The organism is Lonsdalea quercina subsp. quercina, assembly GCF_000688655.1.
Lineage (GTDB): Bacteria > Pseudomonadota > Gammaproteobacteria > Enterobacterales > Enterobacteriaceae > Lonsdalea > Lonsdalea quercina.
In genome coordinates, this window is record NZ_JIBO01000017.1 from 24,273 (window position 1) to 49,568 (window position 25,296).

Below are 25,296 nucleotides of genomic sequence, written 5' to 3' on the forward strand. Positions count from 1 at the left end.
ATGGCGACGCTGTTTATTGGCGATTTGCATCTGAGCGAACAGGAACCGGCTATTACCGCCGGTTTTCTGCGTTTTTTACGCGAAGAGGCAGTGCAGGCCGACGCGCTGTACATCCTGGGCGACCTGTTCGACGCCTGGATAGGCGATGACGACCCACAGCCGCTGCACCAGACCGTCGCCGCTGCGCTGCGGACGTTGCATCAGCAGGGGGTGCCCTGCTACTTCATCCACGGCAACCGGGATTTCCTGATCGGCAAGCGCTTCGCCCGCCAGAGCGGTATGACGCTGCTGCCGGAGGAAAACCGAATTACGCTGTATGGTCGCCAGTATCTGGTGCTGCACGGCGACACGCTGTGCACCGACGACGCCGCCTACCAGCGTTTTCGCCGCCGCGTTCACAACCCGCTGATCCAACGTTTTTTTCTGTGGCTGCCCCTGCGACTGCGGCTACGCATCGCCGCGCGCATGCGCTCAGCCAGCCAGCAGGCTAACCAGATCAAGTCGCTTGAGATCATGGACGTCAATCCTCAGCAGGTCGTAGACCGGCTGCGTCACTTCCAGGTCAAGACCCTGATCCACGGTCATACGCATCGACCAGCGATCCATACGCTGACCGTCGACGGCGAGACCGCCCAGCGGGCCGTACTTGGCGCCTGGCATGAGGAAGGCTCGGTCATCAAAGTCACTCCCGACGGTATTTCGCTGCACGCGTTTCCGTTCTGAATCCTGTCCCTCCCCATTTTTGGCGTTAAACCCTGCCTTGCACCTCGACGCAACCGTTTTCCTCTCTTTAGGGGCATGGTATGCTCTACGCCCTCGTCGCCGGAGCGCCGACTCGGCGCGATGCGTCTTATCACCCTGTGCACTGACCGGCGTCAGGCACACTCACAGGAGCACTACAGGCATGTCATCCAACGCTGCCCCGGCAAAAATCGCCATCGTGATGGGTTCAAAGAGTGACTGGGCCACCATGCAGTTCGCAGCAGAAATCCTCACCACGCTGAATCTCCCTTTCCACGTTGAAATCGTGTCCGCGCACCGCACGCCGGATAAACTGTTCCGTTTTGCCGAAACGGCGGCGGATAACGGCTTTGACGTCATCATCGCCGGAGCCGGTGGTGCTGCGCACCTGCCTGGCATGCTGGCCGCCAAAACGCTGGTGCCGGTGCTGGGCGTTCCCGTACAGAGCGCAGCGCTGAGCGGCGTGGATAGCCTGTACTCCATCGTGCAAATGCCGCGCGGCATTCCGGTGGGGACACTGGCGATAGGCAAAGCCGGCGCGGCCAATGCCGCCCTGCTGGCCGCACAAATTTTGGCGCTGCATGACCGGGAACTGTCTACGCGCTTGACGGATTGGCGTCAGCGTCAAACCGACGAAGTGCTCCAGCATTCCGATCCGCGGGAGGATGTATGAAACCGGTATGCGTATTGGGTAACGGCCAGCTGGGACGCATGCTGCGTCAAGCTGGCGAACCGCTGGGCATCGCTGTCTATCCTGTCGGACTGGACGCCGAGCCTGAATCTATCCCCTACCAGCACAGCGTCATCACCGCAGAGATCGAACGCTGGCCGGAAACCGCCCTCACTCGCCAGCTGGCGATACAGCCTGCGTTCATTAACCGCGATATTTTCCCGCGTCTTGCCGATCGCTATACGCAGAAGCAGCTGTTGGATGAACTACAGCTGGCGACGGCGCCGTGGCAGCTGCTGAGCAGCCCCGACACCTGGCCCGACATTTTTAGCCGCTTGGGCGCGCTGGCCATCGTTAAGCGCCGCGTCGGCGGCTACGACGGCCGCGGCCAGTGGCGAGTGCGCCCCGGTGATGAGGCGACGTTGCCCGCGGACTGCTACGGCGAGTGCATCGTCGAGCAGGGAATCAACTTCTCCGGCGAAGTGTCGCTGGTCGGCGCGCGCAACGCGCAGGGCGACTGCGTATTTTATCCGCTGACCCACAATCTGCATCAGGACGGCATTCTGCGCGCCAGCGTCGCGCTGCCGCATCCTCAACCGGCCTTGCAACGGCAGGCTGAAAAGATGCTGTCCGCCATTTTGCATCATCTGGGCTATGTCGGCGTGATGGCGATGGAGTGCTTTATCGTCGGCGACCAACTGCTGATCAACGAGCTTGCGCCGCGCGTGCACAACAGCGGCCACTGGACCCAGAACGGCGCGTCTATCAGCCAGTTCGAACTGCATTTGCGGGCGATACTCGATTTGCCGATGCCCGCGCCCGTCGTCAGTTCTCCGTCGGTGATGGTCAATCTCATCGGCACCGATGTGAATGCCGACTGGCTGACGCTGCCGCTGACGCATCTGCACTGGTATGAGAAAGAAGTGCGTCCAGGCCGGAAGGTCGGGCATCTGAATCTCAGCGATCCGGACGCCGCTCTCCTCCGCGAGACGTTGCAGGCGCTGGCGCCGATGCTGCCGACGGAGTATCAGTCAGGGCTTACGTGGGCGCAGCAAACGCTCTCGGCCTAATCTGAGGCTGCGCGGATGTCCCCGGAGATCCGCGCGCCGATGCGGCAAGGGCACAGCGTGTCGAGGCCACGTTTTAACACCGTGCTTGTCCGTCGCCTCGTCAGGAGTTCGTGGCAGGCGACCGGGTTTGCACCCGTGATTTATTTCGCGAGATAATAGCGCCGTCATTCCGGCCATCAGATTTTGCCTGAATGCAATGATCGCGTGTTATCACCGTGGCGCTAACGGAAACTGGTATTTAAGGATGTATTTCCCGCAATGAAGATGTCTCCTCTGTTCAACGGTATTTCCCCCGGCTTCTGGCCGTCACGTATTGCCCTGTTCGCTGCGTCGCCCGCCGCCTGTGACAAGGATGTCAGCATCGCGCGAGGACCGCGGTCCTGATGTCATCTTCCCTCGCACATTTCGCCCGGCCCCACGTCGTAAGCCGGACGTCTGTTTTATATGCATGACTCGCTCAGGAGAGAGTTGTATGAGCTCAATTCAGGAAAGCAGCGCGGTTTTCGACACCGCCGCCACCTGGCGCAAAAGCGACACCGTCTGGATGCTGGGACTGTATGGCACGGCCATCGGCGCCGGGGTGCTGTTTCTGCCCATTAATGCCGGTATCGGCGGTTTGTTGCCGCTCATCATCATGGCGATTATCGCGTTTCCCATGACGCACTATTCACATCGCGCGCTATGCCGTTTCGTCCTGTCAGGCAAAGGGGACGCGGAGGACATCACCGAGGTGGTGGAGGAGCATTTCGGCACCCGGGCCGGTCATCTCATTACCCTGCTGTACTTTTTCGCTATTTATCCCATTCTTCTCGTTTATAGCGTGGCGATCACCAATACCGTCGACAGCTTCATCACCCACCAGCTGCACCTGCCTTCGCCGCCGCGCGCGCTGCTCGCGCTGACGCTGATTCTATGCCTGATGTTCGTGGTGCGCTTCGGAGAAGCCACTATCGTGAAAGCGATGAGCGTGCTGGTATATCCGTTTCTGGCCGTGCTGTTGCTGCTGGCCTGCTATCTGGTGCCGCACTGGAATCTATCGGTATTCCAGACGTTGTCCCTGTCCGGCACCGTGAACGGCAGCAGCCTGCCCGCGACGCTGTGGCTGGCGATACCGGTGATGGTGTTCTCCTTTAACCACTCGCCGATTATCTCGTCTTTCGCCGTCGCCAAGCGCAAGGAGTATGGCGATGCGGCGGAGGAGAAGTGCGCGCGTATTCTGTCCTACAGCCATGTGATGATGGTGCTGACGGTGATGTTCTTCGTGTTCAGCTGCGTGCTGGCGCTGTCGCCGAAAGAGCTGATGGCGGCGAAAACGCAAAATATTTCTATCTTGTCGTATCTGGCGAACCATTTTGACAGCACGCTCATTGGCTATGCGGCGCCGCTGATCGCGACCGTCGCTATCTCCAAGTCGTTCCTGGGTCACTATCTTGGCGCGGGCGAGGGATTCAACGGACTGATGGTGAAAACGCTGCGGCGGGGCGGCAAAACGCTGGCTCCTCGCACGCTGAACCGTATCACTACCCTTTTTATGCTGCTGACCACCTGGCTGGTGGCCACGTGGAACCCCAGCATTTTGGGGATGATTGAAACGCTGGGCGGCCCGATTATCGCCTGCCTGCTGTTTTTGATGCCGATGTATGCGATCCATCGCGTCCCCGCGATGCGGCGCTACAGCGGCCTGCTCAGCAATCTCTTCGTGACGCTGACGGGACTGATTGCAATGACCGCCATTATCTACAGCCTGTGTCAATAAGCCGCAGCGTACGGCGTTACACGCCGTACGCTCCACCTCTGGTATTGACCACCCAGTATGCCGTTGACGCTTTTTTGAACAGGTTGTTGAACGTCTCCTCACGCCCGTTCAACGGCATAAGAAAAAGTCCATTTGAATACTCGCCACGCCCGTCATTCACGCGCCATAATGGTAATGGATAGTAGAAACACTTCAGTAAAATCATTTAACGGAGTGAGAATGAGTCAGGACAAACTCTACATAGACAAAGAGTTGAGTTGGTTATCTTTCAATGAACGCGTACTTCAAGAAGCCGCCGACAAGAATAATCCACTGATTGAACGTATGCGCTTTCTGGGCATCTACTCCAGCAATCTGGACGAGTTCTACAAGGTCCGATTCGCCGATCTGAAACGCCGAATTCTGATTAACGAAGAGCAAGGCTCCGCCAGCGGACTGCGTCACCTGCTGAGCAAAATTCAGATGCGTGTACTGAAAACCGATCAGCTGTTTGACAACCTGTATAACGAGCTGCTGCTGGAGATGGCGCGTAACCAGATTTTTTTGGTCAACGAGCGTCAGGTGTCGCCCAACCAGCAGGCGTGGCTGCGCGACTATTTCAAGCACTACCTGCGTCCGCATATCACCCCGATTCTGCTGCTGCCTGAAACTAATCTGATTCAGTTTTTGAAAGACGATTACACCTATCTGGCTATCGAAATTATTCGCGGTGAAAAGACGGACTACGCGCTGTTGGAAATCCCGTCCGACAAGGTCGCTCGCTTCGTCGATCTGCCGCCGGAAGCGCCACACCGGCGCAAGACCATGATTCTCATCGATAATATCCTGCGCTACTGTCTGGATGATATTTTCTGGGGATTCTTCGATTACGATGAGCTTAACGCCTACTCGATGAAGATGACCCGCGACGCCGAGTACGATCTGGTGACGGAAATGGAGTCCAGCCTGTTGGAGCTGATGTCGTCCAGCCTTAAACAGCGGCTGACGGCCAAACCGGTCCGCTTTGTCTATCAGCGCGATATGCCGGATGCGATGGTGGAGTGCCTGCTCAAGAAACTGGATATCACCTCTTACGACTCGGTCATTCCCGGCGGCCGCTACCACAACTTCAAAGACTTCATCGGCTTCCCGAACGTGGGCCGCGCCAATCTGGTCAACAAGCCGCTGCCGCGCTTGCGTCATCTAGGGTTCAATCACTTCCGCAACGGCTTTGACGCCATCCGCGAGCGCGATGTGTTGCTGTATTACCCCTACCATACCTTCGAGCATGTGCTGGAGATTCTGCGGCAGGCGTCCTTCGACCCTAGCGTGCTGGCGATCAAAATCAACATCTATCGTGTCGCCAAGGATTCGCGCATTATCAACTCCATGATCCACGCCGCGCATAACGGCAAAAAGGTGACGGTAGTGGTGGAGTTGCAGGCGCGTTTCGATGAGGCCGCCAACATTCACTGGGCGAAAAGACTGACGGAAGCCGGCGTGCACGTCATCTTCTCCATCCCCGGGCTGAAAATTCACGCCAAGCTGTTTTTGATCTCACGGCGCGAAGGCGACAACGTGGTGCGCTATGCGCATATCGGCACCGGTAACTTCAACGAAAAAACCGCGCGGCTGTATACCGACTATTCGCTGCTGACCGCCGACGAACGTATCACCAACGAAGTGCGCCGGGTCTTCAACTTCATCGAAAACCCGTACCGGCCGGTAACCTTCGATCACCTGCTGGTGTCCCCCCAGAACTCTCGTAGCCGCCTCTATGAGCTGATCGACCGCGAAATTGCCAACGCGCAGAACGGGCTGGAGGCGAAAATCACCCTGAAGGTGAATAACCTCGTGGACAAAGGCCTGGTGGACCGGCTGTATGCCGCGTCCGGCGCCGGAGTGAAAATGAACCTGTTGGTCCGTGGGATGTGCTCACTGATTCCCGGTATCCCGGGGATCAGTGATAATATCCGCGTCACCAGCATCATAGACCGTTATCTGGAGCATGACCGGCTGTACGTTTTCCATAACGGCGGCGACCAGCAGGTGTTTCTCTCCTCCGCCGACTGGATGACCCGCAACATCGATTACCGCATCGAAGTCGCGGTGGAAGTGCTGGACCAGACGCTGAAAGCGCGAATCCTCGACATTCTGGAGATTTTGTTCAGCGATACGGTCAAAGCTCGTGTGTTGGACAAGGAGTTGAACAATCATTACGTCACCCGTGGCAACCGGCGCAAAGTCCGCGCCCAGAATGCGATCTATGAATATCTTAAGGTCCTTGAGCAACCCGAAGAGTAGGCCAGAGCCATGCCTTTAACCGAAAATATCGCTGAAAAACCCCAGGAATTCGCCGCCATCGATCTGGGCTCCAATAGCTTTCATATGGTGGTCGCCCGCGTGGTCAATGGCGCGCTTCAGGTGCTTAGCCGCCTGAAACAACGGGTGCATATGGTAGACGGACTCGACAGCCAGAATCGGTTGAGCGAGGAGTCCATGGAACGGGGTTTGAACTGTCTTACGCTGTTCGCCGAGCGCCTGCAGGGATTTCCAGCAGCCAATGTCTCTATTGTCGGCACGCACGCCTTGCGAGAAGCGCAAAACGCGCAGGAATTTCTGCACCGCGCCGCCAAAATCATCCCCTNCCCAATTTCCATTATTTCCGGACACGAAGAAGCACGACTGATCTTTATGGGCGTGGAACACACGCAGCCGGAAAAAGGCCGTAAGCTGGTCATCGACATCGGCGGCGGGTCGACGGAGCTGGTAATAGGCGAAGATTTCGAGCCTAAGCTGGTGGAAAGCCGCCGCATGGGATGCGTCAGCTTCGCCCAACTGTTTTTCCCCAACGGCGAAATTAACGCCAACAACTTTAAACGCGCCCGTCTTGCCGCCGCGCAGCAGCTGGAAAACCTGGCCTGGCAATACCGCATTTACGGGTGGGACTATGCGCTGGGCGCCTCCGGCACCATCAAAGCGGCCAACGAGATCCTGCTGGCAATGGGCGAGAAAGACGGCCAGATTACGCTGGAACGTCTCGAAATGCTGCGGGATGAGATCCTGAAGCATAAGAACGTTAAGGCGCTAAGTCTGCCGGGCCTGACGGATGAGCGACAGAACGTGCTGGTTCCCGGTCTTGCCATCCTTTGCGGAGTCTTCGATACGCTGGCTATCGATAAGCTGAGGCTGTCGGACGGCGCGTTGCGCGAAGGCGTACTGTATGAAATGGAGGGCCGCTTCCGCCATCAGGATATCCGTATCCGCACCGCGAAAAGTCTGGCCAGCCATTACAACATCGATCGCGAGCAAGCTAATCGCGTACGTGAAACGGCGGAACTGCTGTACACCCAATGGGAAGAACAGAATCCCTCGCTGGTTAACCCGCAGTTGGGGCCCATTCTGAAATGGGCGGCCATGCTGTATGAAGTGGGCCTCGGCATCAATCACAGCGGCATGCACCGCCATTCCGCTTACATACTGCAAAATACCAACTTGCCAGGGTTCAATCAGGAACAGCAGATGGTGCTGTCGCTGTTGGTGCGCTGGCATCGCAAGGCAATAAAAACGGACGAGCTGCCGCGCCTGAACCAGTTCAAAAAGAAACAGTATCTGCCGATGATACTGCTGTTGCGGCTGGCTACGCTGCTGAACAACCAGCGTCAGGCCACGACGTCGCCGCAGATGCTCCGTCTGGCGACGGAAGATCGCACCTGGACCCTGCTTTTTCCGTTCGGCTATTTCAGCCAAAATACACTGGTGCAGCTTGATCTGGAAAAGGAGCAGGAATACTGGCAGGGCATCAGCGACTGGACATTGTTGATTGAAGAGGAAAAAGAGTCGCCGACGCAAATTTAGGGCAGGATGACTGACCCGGCGCCCTTCTCCTGCTTCACATTGTGAGATTTTTCACATTTTCGCCTGAGGGTGATTTTTTGCCCCAGGCGCATTGACCCCGCCGTCTGCTTGTGCCTAAATAAACAACAGCGAATGTCCGCTTTCATCAGGAATATATCCGGTAATGTCTACGGTTACCCACAGGCGAAGAATCATGTTACGTCAACGACGAAGTAGTACGCGTATAGCCCGTACCGTACTCATGATCAGTCTCATCATTCTGTTAGGTCGCTTTGCTTATTCCGCCGTCGGCGCCTTTCTTTATCACCAGGAAATTCAGCAGCAGATACGTGTTGAGCATTCCCTGGCCACATCTACCGTCACCACTCCTGCTCAACGAGAATAGTCGCTTAGCCCACGCGTTCTGCTGATTTCAGCTATTTTATGATTACCGACTCGCATCGAGGCGGGCGTTGTGTATTCGTGTCACATACGATGCAAACGATGACCGCGTCATCCAGCAAGCAGGAGGTCAATAATGGCAAGTGGTTGGTCAAGTGACGGTTCCGTACAGGAACAAATCGACGCCACCGTCGATGATGCCATCGCGCAGGCGCGCAGCCAGTTACATCGCGGCGAAAGCGCCGACTATTGCGAGGAGTGTGGGGAGCCCATACCGGAAGCCCGGCGTAAAGCGCTACCGGGCGTGCGCTACTGCGTTGCCTGTCAGGGGAAAATCGACAAACAGCGCAGCATTAATGCTGGCTACAACCGCCGCGGCAGTAAAGACAGCCAGCTTCGTTGAGTGGCGGACGCCGCAGGCTGCGGCGCGTTTTNAATATGTTATCGCGCCACCAGCACCGAGGTGTTGGCATGGCGTACAATCGCCGAGGAGTTGGACCCCAGCAGGTAGGTTTTAACGCTAGGACGGCGTGAACCGACCACAATCAGATCGGCCTTGATCTCCTCGGCCAACGCCAATACTTCATCACGCGGCGTGCCGAAGGTAATACTGTGGTCAAGCTGCTCCGCCGGAAGGTCGATCTGGCTCAATAGTTCATGCAGCTTTTCATCCGCCTTAACCACCGCCTCGTTTTCAAACTCCTCCAGACCGAACGCATATGCGGAAATATAGGCGGAAACATCCGGGAGAACATGGAAAAGATGCAGTTTCGCACCGGATAATTTTGCCAGAAACGTGGCCTGAGACAGGGCATTTTGGGTCAGCTCTTCTTCATCGATATCGACAGGCACTAATATAGTCTTATACATAACAGCCCCCTTAGACTGTGTACTTTGACACTTTCAGCGTAGCTCTGTTTTCCGTTGAGATAAATGGCGGTGGGTTACTTTTGTGAGAGAGGAGACAATAAGTCACATGATTTAAATTTACTTAACATACAAATAGTTACGCCATGCACACTTGCTTCTCATCCAAAAGCCTTTATGCTTCCTGTGTTTCGAAATACTGACGTTTACGAGCATTACACCATGTCTGCCAATCACGATTTATTTCTCCGCCTTTCGCGCTCCACTTTTCGCCAGCGGTTTCATCTCGGTATCAAAGAGCGTGATTATTGCTACAGCAAAGGCAAAAACGTGGTTGCTTCACACGCCGCCGACTTCATCGCGCAGCGGCTGGCGCCCGCGACGCCGAACAATGATGGAAAACAGACGCCAATGCGCGGTCACCCGGTCTTTATCGCCCAGCATGCCACGGCGACCTGCTGCCGAGGATGTTTGCTGAAATGGCACGGCATAGCCAAACAACGGCCGCTGACGCCGAAAGAGCAACGCTACGTCGTTGAAGTGATTTTGCAGTGGATTGAGCGAGATTTAGCCGCGGTATCTTAAGGTTACACCAGACATGGGAATCGCTGGCAGGTAGCGAAAAGGTCCGACTAAGATTTATCAGCGCTGCCATTTCTGTAGGAACGACAGCGTCGAACATCTTCTTACGGTCCGCGTCTTGGAAGGGGAAACGGACCGTATAAACGATTACATACTCACGATATTGACCTGAACATCTCCTGCCGAAGAAAAAGTGACATATGTGCAGGATTCGCCTGTACTGAAAAACAGCTCGATCACGCCAAAGTCAATAAACATGTTCATCCATGAAATGTCTTTGCTTAACGTGAACGAGTGAGGTTTTTCAAACTCGGTGATCCCCTCAGCTTTTGCCGACCGGCGAACAATGCTGCAATCGCGGGTCGCGGGGATATAGGTTACGACAAAATTCCAGTCACTACCTCCAACCTCGATTTTGATCTCGCTGGCGGTGCTGCCCTGAAAGTCAAAGCCGATATAGCCCCGCCCATCAATCACTAAGGGCAGCGCAGTATCTCCGCTGTCGAGGGTTTCAGTAATTTCTGAAACAATCGCATCCGAGAAAGAAGATACCGGTTTATTTTCGATGTAGTACTCACTGTCCACGTAGCGCAGTTTGAGTTTACGCATGAGGGTCGCAATGCCGATGTTGCTGGACTTGTCGACGATGGGCTGCGCATCCGCATCCTGCCAATAACCCCAATTTGAGGCCCAACCGAGGCAGTACAAACGATCGAAGCTTTTCATCTCATCATATCCGGCACGCGCGCCGTAGAAATCGGGACCGTGATCGATGACTACCGGCGCAGATGTTTCGATATTACCGAATACCATCGTGTCGTAATCCACCGTTCCCACATGCATAAACGTCCCCGTCGTCCCCAACGTTCCACCATTGGCACCAAACACCAGCACGGACTTGTTGTATCCCAGATCGCTACAACGCATTTCCAGCAACGTCGGGCATTCAACTAACCCCATGTTGTCAATCACTATGCTGTCAATATAAGTAAAAGGCGCTTTACCCGTAGGGGAACGATAGATGCCGATCTTGTCGCCTTCGGCAAGATAGATGTATACCGAGCCATTCTGTATGAACGCAAACGGGTCACGATAATTTTCCAGTTGCAGCTCATTGGGTTGTACGGGATTAGATTCGCACGATTTGAAGGTATAACCCTTATCGTTCGAGTACCAAAGATTCGTGGTTTGGAGTCCATCGCTATAGCTGGTGACATAGACTAACCAGGCGCCCTCGCCATAACCCACAAGATTGTCCTGATCGATGACCACCGAACCGGTAGCAATATCTCCCTGAGGCGTTTGGTATTTCGGGATGGCAACCCCGTGGTCTTCGAATTTCACCCAGTCAGACGTCGTGAAATGTCGCCATTCTGAGCCATTTCCTCCCCAGGCATAGTCCCCGTTCCAGAGATAGTATCCGTGCCACAGAGAGGTCTCGCTGTCGTACAGAAACGTCTGGATATCATTCATGAAGCCCGGTTCTCCACTGGATAAATGAAAACCGTTGCTGATAACGCGTTGTTCAATAACTTCGGCCATGGTGAACCTCCTCTCGCTTACTTATGAACCATCTTTTGCAGACTCGGACGAAGATTTTTTTTAAGGGTTTCAGCGCATTTAATTTGGCTGATTCGCTGCGCCCCCCTGACAGTAAGACGCAAAAAGCACAAGATTCGCTTTCTCTCACAGTGGGCGTGTGCGGCCAGCCACTCTGTAATGAAGTGGCGGCGTTGTTGATGAGTACATTGATACACGTTGTCATATTGGCTCCCTATTGGTTATTGACAATTTAAACTTACAACAGATTTGGGTGATTACAAGTATTAATTTAAATGAAAATTTAAAGATAGACTTGTAACATAGATAAAATGAATGAAGAGAGTCGCCTACTCATGGCATCGCGCATCGCGGATTTACTTGCAGAGAAAAGCTGGAGCCAGTCTGATCTGGCTCGCAAACTGTCGATTACGCCTCAGGCCGTTCAGGGCTGGGTGTCGGGTAAAACGGTGCCGCGCGGCGCTCACCTGCAAAAACTGTCTCAGGTCAGCGGCTATCCGGCACATTGGTTCTTTATGCCCCAGGACAGCATCGCTGACACCGCGGTTTCGCCCAATACGCCTCCGGCTGCACAGATCCCCGCTAAGCGTCTTGAAAATCAACGCTATCGCGTAGATATGCTCGCCATTCAGGTCAGCGCTGGGAACGGCAGCGTGTCGTCATCCGAATTTGTTGAAACCGTAAAAGCCATTGAATACACCCATGAACAGGCGCGGCTGCTGTTTGGCGGTAAACCCGCCAACACCATTAAAATGGTGACGGTCAAAGGCGACAGCATGGCGCCCACGATAGAGCCGGGGGATATGATTTTTGTCGATGTGTCCGTCGACACCTTCGACGGAGATGGGGTCTATGTGTTTGTCTTCGGCAATATGCTTTATGTCAAACGTCTGCAAATGCTGAAACATCGGCTATTGGTGCTCTCCGACAACGCTAAATACCAGTCCTGGCATATCGAAGATGGCGAGCAAGATGAATTTCACGTCGTTGCGAAAGTCCTGCTCAGTCAGTCCGTCAACTTTAAACGGTTCGGGTAAGTAATATCATGCCGTTCAGACCGCCCAACGATAGAGGCGCCTTGACCGCTTAGGGCACTACACCACGAGAAAGCCGGGGCATTCCATGCTCGTCAAGGCGCATTCACCACCTTCACCATCCGAGAAACTATTCATCTGACGCAACCCCGGCAGCTCAGCGCGTTCCGGCGCCACGTCGCTTCGTCAATAATCGGGCATACGATAGACGAAAAAACTGGGCGCAGTGAGTGCAGTGAGTGCAGTGAGTGCAGTGATGATGAGCCAGCTCAGGCTAAATAGCACTGCGCATTCCTACGATAAAGAAGAAAAACAACGCGAGGGGGGAATCACGTTTAGCATAACGCAAAAAGAAAAGGGGCTGCTATTAAGCAGCCCCTTGAAATGGATGGCGGAGGAGTAGAGATTCGAACTCTAGAACGGTTTCCCGTCGCCGGTTTTCAAGACCGGTGCCTTCAACCACTCGGCCACTCCTCCGCAACGAGGCGAACTATAAACAGAGCGCCTGATATTGTAAAGCGGCAACCGATTCAATTGCCTTAAAAATAGGCTGATGGCGATTAAATGGGTGCAAATTCATCATTTCGCTCACTCTTTCTTCTGCACACGTAGGTGAATACAAGTAAAGAAGGGTAAAACACCTTTAATCACACAGCGTGACTACCTAATCTAGGCGTGAAATAAAGACCCCTTAAAGAGAGAGTCGCCATTATGGATCGCATTGTTACCTCAACATCACGTGAACATTCACTGCTCAGTACCCACAAAGTGCTGCGCAATACCTACTTCCTGCTGTCGCTGACGCTGGGATTTTCCGCCGTCACCGCGACGCTCAGCACCGTCTTCAACCTCCCTGCCCCTGGCCTCCTGCTGATGCTGGTGGGATTCTATGGCCTGATGTTCCTGACCTATAAACTGGCGAACAGCCCGGCGGGGATTTTGGCTGTTTTCGCGCTGACCGGCTTTATGGGATATACCCTGGGACCGATTCTGAGCACGCTCATCGCGTCCGGCGCGGGCGACATCATCATGCTGGCCTTGGGCGGCACCGCGTTGGTGTTCTTCTGCTGTTCCGCCTACGTATTGACCACGCGTAAAGATATGTCGTTCCTGTCCGGAATGATGATCACAGGCTTTGTCGTGCTGTTGGTCGCCNCCATCGCCAACCTGTTCCTGCACATTCCTGCGCTGCAGATGGCGATTAGCGTCATGTTTATTCTGTTCTCCGCCGGTGCCATTTTGTGGGAAACCAGCAACATCATTCACGGCGGCGAAACCAACTACATCCGCGCCACGGTCAGCCTGTACGTTTCCATCTACAACGTGTTCGTCAGCCTGCTGAGCTTGTTGGGGATGAGCCGCAGTAATTAAATTTTAGCGTCTTCCCCTCTCGTCAAAGCCCCACTCCGGTGGGGCTTTTGCCTTTGCGCCGCCTTCCCTCAGCCAAAGTTTGGTAAACTAGGCGCGTTTTGACGTCATTCCGAGGTGTTATGTTTACGTTCGAAGGCCGCGTCATCGAGACAGACGCGCAGGGATATTTGAAAAATAGCCATGACTGGCAGGAAGAAATGGCGCCACTGCTGGCGGAGGAAGAGGGGATTGCTCTGACGGAAGCCCATTGGGAAGTGCTGCGCTTTGTGCGGGCGTTTTATCTGGAGTTCAACACCTCGCCCGCGATACGAATGTTGGTCAAAGCGATGGCGCAGAAATATGGCGAGGAAAAAGGGAATAGCCGCTATCTTTATCGCTTATTCCCCAAAGGTCCCGCTAAGCAGGCCACCAAAATCGCCGGATTGCCCAAGCCGGTGAAATGCATCTGAATTTAATAGCGTATATCGAACGCACGGTAATCGGTATTGCCGTGCGGCTCGGTCAACACCCGGTCAACGCGGGCATGTTTTGGTCCACCTTCTCTCACCCATTTCACTATTTCATCCACCGTATCTGATTCGCCGCACGCGACCAGCTCGACGCTACCATCATCACAGTTTTTGACGTATCCGGTCAGCCCCAATATTTGCGCCCGAGTCTGCGTATGGAAACGGAACCCGACCCCCTGAACCAGACCGTAAACGTAGACTTTCACCGCCACCTCAGACATCCGCGCTCCTCAATTTCGTCTTAAAGCTACGCCTTATACCTTGGTGCGACACGTCTGAGCCGTGTCACATCCCCCTGAAAAACGCCTGTTCTCCACGCTTGAAATTGCCGTTGGCGTACCCCATTTATCGTAAGTCAAATTCGTCTCTCGGGAGGTTATATGATTATCTGTAAATTTGGCATCGGACAGCAGATTCGTCATAAGCTGTTGGGATTTCCCGGAGTAGTGGTCGACATCGACCCTGAGTATTCGCTGGAAAAACCCGCGTGGGAAGAGCTTGCCGTTGCCGAGACGCAGCGCACAACACCGTGGTACCACGTGGTTATGGAAGATGAAGCAGGGCAGCCGGTCCATACTTATCTGGCGGAAGAACAGTTACAGCAGGATGAGCATGTCGAATCGGACTCGCCGCTCGATGAGCTAGCGGCCCGCATCAGAAGCCAAGCACCTAAGCTGCTGCACTAACCTCATCGCATGCCAGCCTTATCACTTCCCCGGAAGTCATAAGGCCCGGCAGGCTATTTTTCCAGTCCCAACCGCGGGATTTCGATTTTCGGACAGCGGTCCATGATGACCTTCAACCCTGCGTCGCTTGCCAGAACAGCGGCCTCTTCATTAATGACGCCTAACTGCAGCCACAGCACCTTCGCGCCAATCGCGATGGCGTCTTGTGCAATGCCGAACGCCGCTTCGGGCTGGCGGAAGACATCCACCATATCCACCGCCCGAGGAATATCGTTCAGCGACGCATAGGCCATTTGCCCTAACAGCGTCTGTCCGGCCTGCTTGGGGCTTACCGGGATCACGTCATATCCTTGACCCAGCAGATAAGCCATGACGCTATAGCTGGGGCGTGTACTTTTATCGCTGGCGCCGACCAGAGCGATGGTCTTGACGGAGCCGAGCACCGATTGAATCTCAACGTCGTTTAACATCCTGCTCCCCTTCGTCGATAACGAGATGATGGTTTTAGTGTATCTCATCTCCCGAGCAAACAGCGCCTCCCATGAAATATCATTTTCCGCCGGGTCAACAAAACGCTATTCTTCGCCGTCTCTTAACGAAACATAAACTGTCGGAGGTTTCTCGGTGGAGACTTTGACACACGCTGCACCTTACTAAACAATATTGCGGTTGCCGTATACTCTGGGGAAATGATGAAATTCAAGTTTGCCTTTATCTGCCTGTCACTGGTCATGTGCGCAACGCCTGTAATGGCCACGACGTTAAAACTCGGCCCCGATATCGAGCTGATTGTCGTTGATGGCAGAAAGGTGCCCGCCTCGCTGCTCAAAGGCGCGGGCAGTTTAGAATTGAATGGCGGCGATCACCAGCTCCTGTTCCGGGTGAGCAAAACGGNCGACGTCCATAAAGGTATGAAAGAGGTTTTCCACAGCAATGGGCTGATCGCCACATTCAACACCCATAATCAAAGCGCGATAGCCATCCACTTACCGGATCTTTCCACGCCGAAATCACGCAAGCAGTTCAAGCAAAAAGCGCACTTTCAGCTAAAGGGTGATAATAACCGCCCCATAAGCGCGACGACCGACCAGATAACGCTGACTGAGGCCGATTTAAGCGGCGACATCGAGAAAAAAATGATCGCCTACAACAACGCAGCGCACCCAGCCTCCGTCCCCGCGCTCACCGTCCTGCCACCCTCGCAGCCCGTGGCGCCGCCTGCAAACGATGACAATGCCAAGCCGCTGACGCCCTCTGCGGATAAAACCGATCCGTTTATCCTGATGCAGTACTGGTTTCAAAAAGCCGACCAGAAAACCCGACAGCGTTTCCTTCAGTGGGCGGTGGGCACAGACGGTCAATAATCGGAACACACTCCCGGACGTTGAGATACGCCCCCCAGGGGTACGTGCAAGCCCTCACCTTTTTGTATTCAATCGAAAATCTGATTTTGTCACCTGACAGACACACAGTGCTAAGGAAGTCATGATGGAGCTTAAGCTCACTACCCGTAAAATCGAAGCACGCAAGCATATTGCGCTAGTCGCCCACGACCACTGCAAAGAATCACTGTTGGAATGGATTACCGCCAATAAACCCAAGTTCATCGGACACCATCTCTATGCGACGGGAACGACCGGAAACCTGATTGAGCTCCACACCGGCCTGCCGGTTAAAAGCATGATGAGTGGACCGATGGGCGGCGATCAGCAGGTCGGCGCTCTGATCGCGGAAAGTAAGATCGACATGATGATATTCTTCTGGGATCCGCTGAATGCCGTACCGCACGACCCGGATGTGAAGGCGCTGCTGCGTCTGGCCACCGTCTGGAACATCCCCGTCGCCACGAATCGATCCACGGCGGACTTTCTGGTGAACTCCGATTTGTTTACTCAACCCGTCGACATTGCCATTCCCGACTACCAGCGTTACCTGCAGGCGCGCCTGAGATAAGCATCAGGACAGATGGAGGGATACGGGCCGCTGCTGCCCTTCCCTCCTTATCAGACGCGATATAACCACTTAACTGACGCCCTCTGCTTTATCTCAGTCCCGTAGGATTTCAACTCGGCTTCCGCTGCCTGGGCACGCCCAGACGATGCAGTTGTTCGACGAAGACAGACGGTTCATCTTTGCAGAACAGCAGCCAGACCTGATGTTTTGCCCGGGTCAGCGCCACGTAAAGCAGTCGACGTTCCTCGGCGTCAGGAAAATCTTCGGGCTTGGGCAACAGCACGTCTTCCAGCATCGACTCTCGTCCCGGTGCGGGGAAACCATCCTTGCCATCTTGCAACCCGACGAGAATCACAAAGTCGGCCTGCTGCCCTTTACTGGCGTGGATGGTCATGAAATCGATATTCAGCTTAGGCCAGCGAGTCGAGGCTTTTTGCAGCGCCTCGGGTCGTAAGTGGTGATAACGCGCCAACACCAAAATGCGCTCTTCAGGCTTCACATAACCACTCATTTTATCCAGCAGCCCTTCCAACTGCTCGTCAGGCAGCAGCACAACCGACTTCTTGTTCCCGTCGCGCAGACTGTTGAGCGTTTTTTTTAATTGGCTGGGGTTCTGCTGAACGAATTGACTGGCGACCTCGCCAATACGCCGGTTGAAACGGTAAGTCGTATCCAGCACGCACTGCGCCCCAACGCCGAAATGGCGCTCAAACGCGGTCGTCAGCGCCAGTTCAGCGCCGCTGAAACGATAGATAGCCTGCCAGTCATCCCCTACCGCGAAGAGACTGGTTTCACGATTTTGCCGTCGCAGCGCAGACAACAGCATCGCTCGCTGGGGTGAAATATCCTGAAACTCATCGACCAGAATGTGTTTCCAGGGACTGATAAAACGCCCTTTATCCAGTAAATTGACGGCCTGATGGATCAACCCAGGGAAGTCGNCCGCCCCTTCCTCTTTCAACGCCTTCTTCCAGGCTTTCAACAGCGGAGCCATCAGCCTGATGCGCTGTTGGAATACCGCGCGCCGATCCTCATCCGCCAGTTCCACCATTTCGCTCTGCGTACCGCCGTGAGAACGCATCAACCCTAGCCAGCGCTCTAGACGACCCGACAGGCGGGAGGACAGCGATTTATCTCGCCAGAAGTCGCCTTCGGGCACATCCCACGCCAGTTCATCGGTCAACCACTGCCGCCATCCTTTAGCCTGTGCTTTCTTATCGTTGCACTGCTGCTGCCACTCTTTGATCAGGAAGCGGCGGCGATGCTCGGAGTCGGTCTCCAGTTTACTGATAGTGGGAACGCTGCGGCTGCAGCTTTGAATAATGTGCAACGCCAGCGCATGGAAGGTTTTGGCTTTGATATCGCCGGTGTTGAGGCGCGTCTGAATGCGCTCATTCATCTCCTCCGCCGCCTGCCGGCCGAAGGCCAGCAGCAGAATCTGGTCCGGCGTCGCCTCGCCGCGATAGAGCAACCATGCGGCCCGCGCCACCAGCACCGACGTTTTGCCGCTGCCTGCGCCAGCGAGAACCAGCACGGCGTCTTCGCCATTAATGACGGCCTGGCATTGGGAAGGATTCAGCGGCGAGCTTTCCACGTTGGCGAAAAAATGCTGCTGCGCCTCCAGCGTCTGCGCCGTCCAGTGCTGGTTAGCCTTTTCTCGCTGCGGTTCTCCCGCTTCCAGCCACTGTTGGCAGCGTAAATAGTGATCCCGGCAGTTGTCGAATTCACGGAGCCTCTCCAGCGGCAACGGCAGCGCGGAAAATGCATCGCGAATATCCTGCTGCAACTGCGTCAGCTCTTTACGCCCAAACCAGCGGTCGCGTGTTTCCAGCCGGTGAATCGCTTCAATTTGGCGTGTCAGCACCTCGGCGCTGACCTGGCTCATTTCTTCGCTCCATCCCTGCCAGGCTTTCATGACATAGTGAAAAAACTGCTGCGTTTCCTGCCATTCGGTGCCGTGGAGGCGCACCACTTTTTGCGCGGGCAGTTCGAATTCCAGCTCGCCCCAAATCAGCCCTTTTTTGCAGCGGATCGCCATCAATTGATTGAACGGGATAAGGTATTCATGTTTATCGCCGCTGACTTTGACTCCGGCATTGAGCAATCTCACCCGGTTATAGGGGTGCTGCGCCAAATGCTTGCCCATCGAGGTTGATTTAAGTTCCATTATCTCCGCGCCGACCTTGTGAGTTCTTGCTGTTTAGCCGCTAGTTTAACCGCTATTTCACCGCACGCTCTAGCCATAAAAACGCGTTAGGATATCGTTGCCAATAATGTGATAATTCTTTCTCCATCATAGCGTTTGATTCAAAAATACTGGTCCTGGAGTAACTATGCGCACCGTGCTCAACATTCTGAATTTTGTCCTGGGCGGGTTTTTCACCACGCTAGCCTGGCTCGCTGCAACCTGCATTAGCATCATCTTAATTTTTACGCTTCCCCTGACTCGCTCCTGCTGGGAAATCACCAAACTGTCGCTGCTGCCCTACGGCAATGAAGCCGTACACGTCGACGAGTTGCGTCCTTCAGAAAAAAACCCTTTACTTAATGCGGGCGGCACGCTGTTGAATGTCTTTTGGGTGATCTTTTTCGGTTGGTGGCTTTGTCTTTCACACATCGCCTGCGGGATTGCACAGTGCCTGACCGTCATCGGCATTCCCGTCGGTATCGCCAACTTCAAAATTGCCGCCATCGCACTCTGGCCTGTCGGTCGCCGCGTGGTCTCCGTGGAAGAAGCCAGAGCCGCGCGGGAAGCGAACGCCCGACGCCGTTTCCAGTAATCAGGCAGAAGTATCGTGATTGTAACCCTTACAGCTTCCATACGCCGGTACCTCTATAACAGTAACTGGCTCTATAACATCCGTATTTTTCTGGCGCTGGCCGGTGCCGCCGCCGTTCCTTGGTGGCTGGATATTCCAACCGCCACGATCCCGCTCACGCTCGGCGTGGTCGCAGCGGCGCTGGCCGATCTGGATGATCGTCTGACTGGACGCCTGATGAATCTGCTCATCACGCTGGCCTGCTTTTTTTTCGCCTCCGTCTCCATCGAGCTGCTGTTTCCCTACCCGTGGCTATTTGGCCTTGGACTCGCGCTTTCCNCCTGCGGATTTATTCTGCTGGGCGCGCTTGGGCAGCGCTATGCCACCATTGCATTCGGTGCGTTGCTGATCGCAATTTACACCATGCTCGGGATTTCGCTTTACGACAATTGGTATCAGCAGCCCGCTTTGCTGCTGGTTGGCGCGCTTTGGTACAACCTGCTCACGCTGCTTGGGCACATCCTCTTCCCCATCCGTCCTCTACAGGATAGCCTGGCCCGCTGCTATCATCAGCTTGCGCACTACCTCGACGCCAAATCCAATCTGTTTGATCCCGACATCGAAGACGACAATCAACCACTGATCGATGTAGCGATGGCCAACAGCNAACTGGTCGAGACGCTGAACCAGGCCAAGTCTTCGCTGCTGACCCGTCTGCGGGGAGACCGCGGTCAGCGCAGCACGCGCAGAACGCTGCACTACTACTTCGTCGCGCAGGATATTCACGAGCGCGCCAGCTCCTCCCATGTGCAGTATGCACAGCTACGTGAAACGCTGCGCTACAGCGATGCGCTGTTTCGTTTCCAGCGACTGCTATCGATGCAGTCTCGCGCCTGTGAACAGTTAGCCCAGTCCATCATGCTGCACCAGAAGTATCAGCACGATCCGCGTATCGAAAAAGCCTTCTCGCATCTGGAGTTGACCCTTGAAAAGCTGGCGACGCAAGGCACGGCCGCCGTGCAGCTAAAAGCCATGCGCCATTTGATCAACAATTTGCGCGCCATCGACGCCCAACTAGCCACCATTGAATCCGAGCAGTCCGTGGAGCAGGAAGGTCAAAAGGAAAACCGGTTGCTGGCGGATGATAAAATCACCGGCTGGAGCGATATCTGCTTGCGTATCAGCCGGCATCTGACGCCCAAGTCGGCGCTATTCCGCCATGCAGTGCGTATGTCCGTGCTGCTGTGCGGCGGTTATGCGCTTATTCAGGTCACTCATCTGCAGCACGGCTATTGGATTTTGCTCACCAGCCTGTTTGTCTGCCAACCGAACTATAACGCCACACGCCATCGCCTTAAGCTGCGCGTCATCGGCACGCTGGCCGGGGTGCTATTCGGGCTGCCCATTCTCTATTTCGTCCCGTCGGTAGAAGGACAGATGACGCTGATCGTCATCAGCGGCGTGCTGTTTTTCGCCTTCCGTACCGTGCAGTACGCCCATGCGACCTTATTCATTACCCTGCTGGTGCTGCTGTGCTTCAACCTGCTGGGCGAAGGGTACGAAGTGACCGTGCCAAGGGTGCTTGATACGCTGATCGGCTGCGGCATCGCCTGGGCGGCTGTCAGCTTTATCTGGCCCGACTGGCGTTTTCGCTCTTTGCCGGCGGTCGTCAACAAAACGCTGTTTGCCAACTGCCGTTATCTGGACGCGATCATGAAGCAGTATCATGAGGGGAAAAATAACAGCCTGGCGTACCGTATCGCCCGCCGCGATGCACATAATAGCGATGCCGAACTGGCGTCAGTGGTCTCTAATATGTCCGCCGAGCCGCATGCCACTAAAGAGATACGCGAGCATGCTTTCCGGCTGATGTGTCTGAACCACACGTTGCTGAGCTATATCTCCACGCTGGGCGCCCACCGGGAAAAACTCACGTCGCCTGAAACGTTGCAGCTGCTGGATGACGCCGTTTGCTACGTGGACGACGCCTTGCATCACGAAGGCAACGATCGGGAACCACTAAGTCAACGGCTGGAGTCGCTGGAAGCGCGCATTCGCGCCGCCAATCCAGAATCTGAAAGCAAAGATCAGCTGGTCTTGCAGCAGATTGGCCTGATGAGCGAGCTATTGCCGGAGTTAGAAGCCTTAAAGGTCCAGATGGCGGAAGCGCCGGCCGGACCTGCGCAGGCTTAATCGCGTCGACTCTCGCGGTTCCATCTTCATCGCTATTCAGCGAAAACTCGTGCGCGCCAAAACTCGTGCGCGCCGAGTATCCCTGCGCGCACGGGTCCCCAGGCTGAATAATCAACCTAATCAGTGTTTAGGGCGTTTCCCCTGGCTCGCGAGGTGGTAGTTAAACCACTGCGTCAACTCCTGACGAACATGCTCCGGCAGCGCCGCCTGATGAACGCCACGAATGGCGCCCGCCAGCGCCAGCAACACGCTGAGATTGAGGTCATGTCTGACAGCGCTTAAGCGAAGAAAGCTCTGTATCTCCCCCAGTTCATGCAACTGTTCGATGTTGCGGATCCCCGCTTTCCACAGTTGCCGCTCTGTGTAGTGGTTAAGATTGGGAAGGTCTTTCAGCCTGACACTTCGCGTCCTTATGGCCTTATCGTTCCTGGCCCCCTCCAGCGATATCGACGCCAGTTGCAGGAGTTCCGGCTCGTTGTTCCACAAGGTGTTGTCCACCTCGTAATAGTTCAGAGGGACAGGTACCCCGCGGTTGGTGTAAACCATACTCGCCATCTCCCGGGCGCGGAAATGCACTTCATTTTGTCGCGACGCCCGTAGATAAAGCTCACCATTGGATACCAGCGCGAAGATAATCTTATCTGCTGCGATGCTGTAGCCGCCAAATTGAGACCGGGAACTAATGGTTCCCAAAGGGGAAAAAACGTACTTAGACTGCCGAATCCTTTTTTCACATAGCTGCTTCATAACATTGTCCTTATCATGTTCACCCTGATTGCCAAATCGCAATATACGTAACGGGAACAAGTAATTAAGCATACGAAAACGGTTGCCTCAAATACAAAATCGCGTTGCTAGACATTCCCTGTAAATTATGCGAGGCGCTTTCAAATTCCGATTGATCTTTATTTATACACGCATTACTGTATGCGCATACAGTAACTCTGCCGGTGGAATTCACTTATGCGCACACAACTCGTCAATGCTCGCCGCTTCTCTCAGTCTTCTTTACGCACGCAGGATGCGCCTGCGGTCGCACCTAACGGCGGCGGCATCATCAGTGAAATTGTCTACAGCGACGATCAGCCGATTCTGGCGCCCCTGCTGCTGCCGTTATTGCAGCAATTAGGGTTGCAGTCTCGCTGGTTGTTATGGCTGGCGCCGCNGCAGAAACTCAGCCGTGCCTGGCTACAGCAAGCCGGCTTGCCGCTCGATAAAATGATTGAACTTCATCATATCAATCCGGCGGTGACGTTAGAGGCAATGGAAAAAGCCTTGAGAACGGGAAACTACAGTGCGGTGTTGTGTTGGTTGCCGACGGAGCTGGAAAACGAAGAAAAAATGCGCCTGCGCGAGGCGGCGGAAAGCGGAAATACATACGGATTTATCATGCGACCAGAGCGAAAAGCCATCAACAGACCATTTTCTACGTTAAAAATTCACTCCAGATTGTATCATTAAGTAAATTAAGAGTATTCCTACGGGGGAAGAGCGCTAAGTTAAAGATCCCCCGCAGGCATTGAGTTCTTTACTCCCCGCCTCTCATCACCGCCCATAAATAAACTGTTCAAACTGACAAATTAATCTATTATTTGTTAGTAAGTATGTGTGAAACGCTAGGTTTTTGTCTGAGGCTTCTAACATCATACTTGTAACTTTTGCATCACGTTGTAGACTTTACTCGCAGGAGTTGCTCTTCATATAACATCAGCTGACTGGTGAGAATAATTAAGAGCAATGTCTCCTTCAAAAAGATTTTAACCAAAGGTTTATTATCTCGAAGAGCTAATTACCTGTTTGGATGATAATGAGGCGTAAAATGAAAAAAACAGCTATCGCAGTTGCAGTGGCACTGGCTGGCTTGGCTTCCGTAGCTCAAGCAGCACCTAACGACAATACCTGGTACGCAGGCGCCAAACTGGGCTGGTCTCAGTTCCATGATACTGGTCTGTACGGCAACGGTTACCAAACCACTAACTCCCCTCACGAAAACCAGCTGGGCGCAGGCGCCTTCGGTGGTTACCAGGCTAACCAATACCTGGGCTTCGAACTGGGTTATGACTGGCTGGGCCGTATGAAGTACACCGGTGAAAACCGTGGTAACTTCAAAGCACAGGGCGTTCAGCTGGCTGCCAAACTGAGCTACCCAATCGTTGACGATCTGGACGTTTATACTCGTCTGGGTGGTTTCTTCTGGCGTGCTGACAGCCACGATGACGTGACTGGCCGCGGCGGCAACGACACCGGCATTTCTCCTATGGGTGCAGTCGGTCTGGAATACGCAGTAACCAAAAACTGGGCTACTCGTCTGGACTACCAGTGGGTGAGCAACATTGGTGACGCAGGCACCGTTGGTGGTCGTCCTGATAACGGTATGTTGAGCGTTGGCGTTTCTTACCGTTTCGGTCAGGAAACTCCGGCTCCGGTCGTAGCACCGACTCCGGCCCCGGCTCCGGTAGTTCAGACCAAACGTTTCACGCTGAAATCTGACGTACTGTTCACTTTCAACAAAGCAGAACTGCGTCCTGAAGGCCAGAGCTCTCTGGACCAGCTGTACACTCAGCTGAGCACCATGGATCCTAAAGACGGTTCCGTAGTTGTCCTGGGCTTCACTGACCGTCTGGGTTCAGAACAGTATAACGAAGGCCTGTCCACTCGCCGTGCGCAGAGCGTCGTTGACTACCTGGTTGCCAAAGGCATCCCGGCTGACAAAATTTCTGCCCGTGGTCTTGGCGAATCCAACCCGGTTACCGGTTCTACCTGTGACAGCGTGAAAGGCCGTAAAGCCCTGATCGACTGCCTGGCCCCGGATCGCCGTGTAGAAATCGAAGTGAAAGGTATCAAAGACGTTGTGACTCAGCCGCAGGCTTAATCGCAATCGCCTTTCATGGAAGATAATGACGTAGTGACTCACTGCGTCATATCCCAAGAATGATGAGTGGCTCCTGATTTTCGGGGGCCACTTTTTATTTTTACATGTCGATTCATGCTTAATCACCGACTCGGTAAACTGCCTCGCTTGCTGCTTTTTTTATTTCACCTTCCCACGCTAAGCTATTTTTACCTGCCAAAAAAATCGTGTGCTTTTTATTAATCGAGTGACGTTAAAATAAAATACGCCATTTATTTTCATTGCCGCTTTGATTCCCTGATGACCAACTCCTTTTCTTGCTAATTTTTGACTCAGCGAAGGATTAGGCTCACTTTTAGTGTGACAATAAATAATACGAAAACTAAATAAACGAATAAGAAAGAGAAAAGAATAAAGTGCAAAAAAATAAGAATGGAATCTACGACAAGACCGTAATGCTTGTCATTGAAGGGGGG

26 protein-coding genes and 1 tRNA gene are annotated in these 25,296 nt (G+C 54.3%); 20 read left to right on the top strand and 7 right to left on the bottom strand.

Features of this window, described 5'->3' with window-relative positions; genetic code table 11:
* The 9 genes from lpxH (at window position 1) to RZ35_RS15345 (ending at window position 8,858) form a co-directional block, all read left to right on the top strand.
* Entirely contained in the window at window positions 1–723 is a 723-nt protein-coding gene (lpxH, locus tag RZ35_RS15315; RefSeq protein WP_026744117.1) for a UDP-2,3-diacylglucosamine diphosphatase, read from the top strand.
* A 181-nt stretch (window positions 724–904) separates the two neighbouring features.
* Window positions 905–1,414: a 5-(carboxyamino)imidazole ribonucleotide mutase gene (gene purE / locus RZ35_RS15320; protein ID WP_026744118.1), complete on the top strand. Its 510-nt coding sequence runs from the start codon at window positions 905–907 to the stop codon at window positions 1,412–1,414.
* Window positions 1,411–2,481, top strand: a complete 1,071-nt coding sequence (purK, locus tag RZ35_RS15325; RefSeq protein ID WP_026744119.1) for a 5-(carboxyamino)imidazole ribonucleotide synthase — start codon at window positions 1,411–1,413, stop codon at window positions 2,479–2,481. The genes purE and purK overlap by 4 nt, the downstream gene beginning before the upstream one ends.
* Before the next feature lie 258 nt (window positions 2,482–2,739).
* Window positions 2,740–2,865 (top strand): hypothetical protein, encoded by a 126-nt coding sequence (locus tag RZ35_RS18475; protein ID WP_268748632.1) that lies wholly within the window; start codon window positions 2,740–2,742, stop codon window positions 2,863–2,865.
* Window positions 2,866–2,953: 88 nt separating this feature from the next.
* Window positions 2,954–4,237, top strand: a complete 1,284-nt coding sequence (locus RZ35_RS15330; protein WP_026744120.1) for an HAAAP family serine/threonine permease — start codon at window positions 2,954–2,956, stop codon at window positions 4,235–4,237.
* A 219-nt stretch (window positions 4,238–4,456) separates the two neighbouring features.
* Window positions 4,457–6,520: a polyphosphate kinase 1 gene (gene ppk1 / locus RZ35_RS15335; RefSeq protein WP_026744121.1), complete on the top strand. Its 2,064-nt coding sequence runs from the start codon at window positions 4,457–4,459 to the stop codon at window positions 6,518–6,520.
* 9 nt (window positions 6,521–6,529) lie between these two features.
* Complete coding sequence (ppx, locus tag RZ35_RS15340; RefSeq protein WP_026744122.1) at window positions 6,530–8,074, top strand: exopolyphosphatase; 1,545 nt, start codon at window positions 6,530–6,532, stop codon at window positions 8,072–8,074.
* A gap of 193 nt (window positions 8,075–8,267) precedes the next feature.
* The gene (locus tag RZ35_RS17510) at window positions 8,268–8,459 is read left to right on the top strand and encodes a YfgG family protein (RefSeq protein ID WP_235195131.1); all 192 of its coding nucleotides are present in this window, start codon (window positions 8,268–8,270) and stop codon (window positions 8,457–8,459) included.
* Window positions 8,460–8,591: 132 nt separating this feature from the next.
* A complete protein-coding gene (locus RZ35_RS15345; protein WP_026740034.1) occupies window positions 8,592–8,858 on the top strand; it encodes a DksA/TraR family C4-type zinc finger protein in 267 nt (88 codons plus the stop codon).
* Between the two features lie 38 nt (window positions 8,859–8,896).
* On the opposite strand, the gene RZ35_RS15350 is transcribed toward RZ35_RS15345, so the two are convergent.
* Window positions 8,897–9,325: a universal stress protein gene (locus RZ35_RS15350; RefSeq protein WP_026744123.1), complete on the bottom strand. Its 429-nt coding sequence runs from the start codon at window positions 9,323–9,325 to the stop codon at window positions 8,897–8,899.
* A gap of 219 nt (window positions 9,326–9,544) precedes the next feature.
* Between RZ35_RS15350 and RZ35_RS15355 the strand changes: the two genes are divergently transcribed.
* On the top strand, window positions 9,545–9,907 hold the full coding sequence (locus tag RZ35_RS15355; protein ID WP_026744124.1) for a DUF4186 domain-containing protein: 363 nt from the start codon (window positions 9,545–9,547) through the stop codon (window positions 9,905–9,907).
* Between the two features lie 144 nt (window positions 9,908–10,051).
* Here the strand turns inward: RZ35_RS15355 and RZ35_RS16980 are convergent, their stop codons facing one another.
* A complete protein-coding gene (locus RZ35_RS16980) occupies window positions 10,052–11,446 on the bottom strand; it encodes a glycoside hydrolase family 32 protein (RefSeq protein ID WP_051625600.1) in 1,395 nt (464 codons plus the stop codon).
* Window positions 11,447–11,799: 353 nt separating this feature from the next.
* Here RZ35_RS16980 and RZ35_RS15365 point away from each other — a divergent pair, with 353 nt between their 5' ends.
* Window positions 11,800–12,501 (top strand): S24 family peptidase, encoded by a 702-nt coding sequence (locus RZ35_RS15365; RefSeq protein WP_099049277.1) that lies wholly within the window; start codon window positions 11,800–11,802, stop codon window positions 12,499–12,501.
* A gap of 386 nt (window positions 12,502–12,887) precedes the next feature.
* Here RZ35_RS15365 and RZ35_RS15370 read toward each other — a convergent pair.
* A tRNA-Ser gene (locus tag RZ35_RS15370) sits at window positions 12,888–12,975 on the bottom strand.
* Between the two features lie 234 nt (window positions 12,976–13,209).
* Between RZ35_RS15370 and yccA the strand changes: the two genes are divergently transcribed.
* Both yccA and tusE read left to right on the top strand, forming a co-directional pair.
* Window positions 13,210–13,869, top strand: coding sequence for an FtsH protease modulator YccA (gene yccA, locus RZ35_RS15375; protein WP_026744126.1), 660 nt, complete (start codon window positions 13,210–13,212; stop codon window positions 13,867–13,869).
* Window positions 13,870–13,988: 119 nt separating this feature from the next.
* On the top strand, window positions 13,989–14,318 hold the full coding sequence (tusE, locus tag RZ35_RS15380; protein WP_026744127.1) for a sulfurtransferase TusE: 330 nt from the start codon (window positions 13,989–13,991) through the stop codon (window positions 14,316–14,318).
* 2 nt (window positions 14,319–14,320) lie between these two features.
* Here the strand turns inward: tusE and yccX are convergent, their stop codons facing one another.
* Window positions 14,321–14,599 carry an acylphosphatase gene (gene yccX, locus RZ35_RS15385; protein WP_026744128.1) on the bottom strand — a complete coding sequence of 93 codons (279 nt, stop codon included), beginning with the start codon at window positions 14,597–14,599 and terminating at the stop codon, window positions 14,321–14,323.
* Between the two features lie 159 nt (window positions 14,600–14,758).
* Here yccX and hspQ point away from each other — a divergent pair, with 159 nt between their 5' ends.
* Window positions 14,759–15,064 carry a heat shock protein HspQ gene (gene hspQ, locus RZ35_RS15390; protein ID WP_026744129.1) on the top strand — a complete coding sequence of 102 codons (306 nt, stop codon included), beginning with the start codon at window positions 14,759–14,761 and terminating at the stop codon, window positions 15,062–15,064.
* Between the two features lie 53 nt (window positions 15,065–15,117).
* Here hspQ and RZ35_RS15395 read toward each other — a convergent pair whose 3' ends face one another.
* Window positions 15,118–15,534, bottom strand: a complete 417-nt coding sequence (locus tag RZ35_RS15395; RefSeq protein ID WP_036153626.1) for a CoA-binding protein — start codon at window positions 15,532–15,534, stop codon at window positions 15,118–15,120.
* A gap of 222 nt (window positions 15,535–15,756) precedes the next feature.
* Here RZ35_RS15395 and RZ35_RS15400 point away from each other — a divergent pair, with 222 nt between their 5' ends.
* A complete protein-coding gene (locus RZ35_RS15400; protein ID WP_026744131.1) occupies window positions 15,757–16,428 on the top strand; it encodes a DUF2057 family protein in 672 nt (223 codons plus the stop codon).
* 124 nt (window positions 16,429–16,552) lie between these two features.
* Window positions 16,553–17,017 carry a methylglyoxal synthase gene (locus RZ35_RS15405; protein ID WP_036153630.1) on the top strand — a complete coding sequence of 155 codons (465 nt, stop codon included), beginning with the start codon at window positions 16,553–16,555 and terminating at the stop codon, window positions 17,015–17,017.
* Between the two features lie 109 nt (window positions 17,018–17,126).
* On the opposite strand, the gene helD is transcribed toward RZ35_RS15405, so the two are convergent.
* The gene (gene helD / locus RZ35_RS15410; RefSeq protein WP_026744133.1) at window positions 17,127–19,184 is read right to left on the bottom strand and encodes a DNA helicase IV; all 2,058 of its coding nucleotides are present in this window, start codon (window positions 19,182–19,184) and stop codon (window positions 17,127–17,129) included.
* 166 nt (window positions 19,185–19,350) lie between these two features.
* Between helD and RZ35_RS15415 the strand changes: the two genes are divergently transcribed.
* Complete coding sequence (locus RZ35_RS15415) at window positions 19,351–19,797, top strand: YccF domain-containing protein (RefSeq protein WP_026744134.1); 447 nt, start codon at window positions 19,351–19,353, stop codon at window positions 19,795–19,797.
* Between the two features lie 15 nt (window positions 19,798–19,812).
* The gene (gene yccS, locus RZ35_RS15420) at window positions 19,813–21,969 is read left to right on the top strand and encodes a YccS family putative transporter (RefSeq protein ID WP_099049278.1); all 2,157 of its coding nucleotides are present in this window, start codon (window positions 19,813–19,815) and stop codon (window positions 21,967–21,969) included.
* A 120-nt stretch (window positions 21,970–22,089) separates the two neighbouring features.
* Here yccS and RZ35_RS15425 read toward each other — a convergent pair whose 3' ends face one another.
* A complete protein-coding gene (locus RZ35_RS15425) occupies window positions 22,090–22,716 on the bottom strand; it encodes a TfoX/Sxy family DNA transformation protein (protein WP_026744136.1) in 627 nt (208 codons plus the stop codon).
* A 216-nt stretch (window positions 22,717–22,932) separates the two neighbouring features.
* Between RZ35_RS15425 and sulA the strand changes: the two genes are divergently transcribed.
* Both sulA and ompA read left to right on the top strand, forming a co-directional pair.
* Complete coding sequence (gene sulA, locus RZ35_RS15430; protein ID WP_026744137.1) at window positions 22,933–23,430, top strand: SOS-induced cell division inhibitor SulA; 498 nt, start codon at window positions 22,933–22,935, stop codon at window positions 23,428–23,430.
* Window positions 23,431–23,788: 358 nt separating this feature from the next.
* Entirely contained in the window at window positions 23,789–24,841 is a 1,053-nt protein-coding gene (gene ompA, locus RZ35_RS15435; RefSeq protein ID WP_026744138.1) for a porin OmpA, read from the top strand.
* Window positions 24,842–25,296 lie beyond the last annotated feature (455 nt).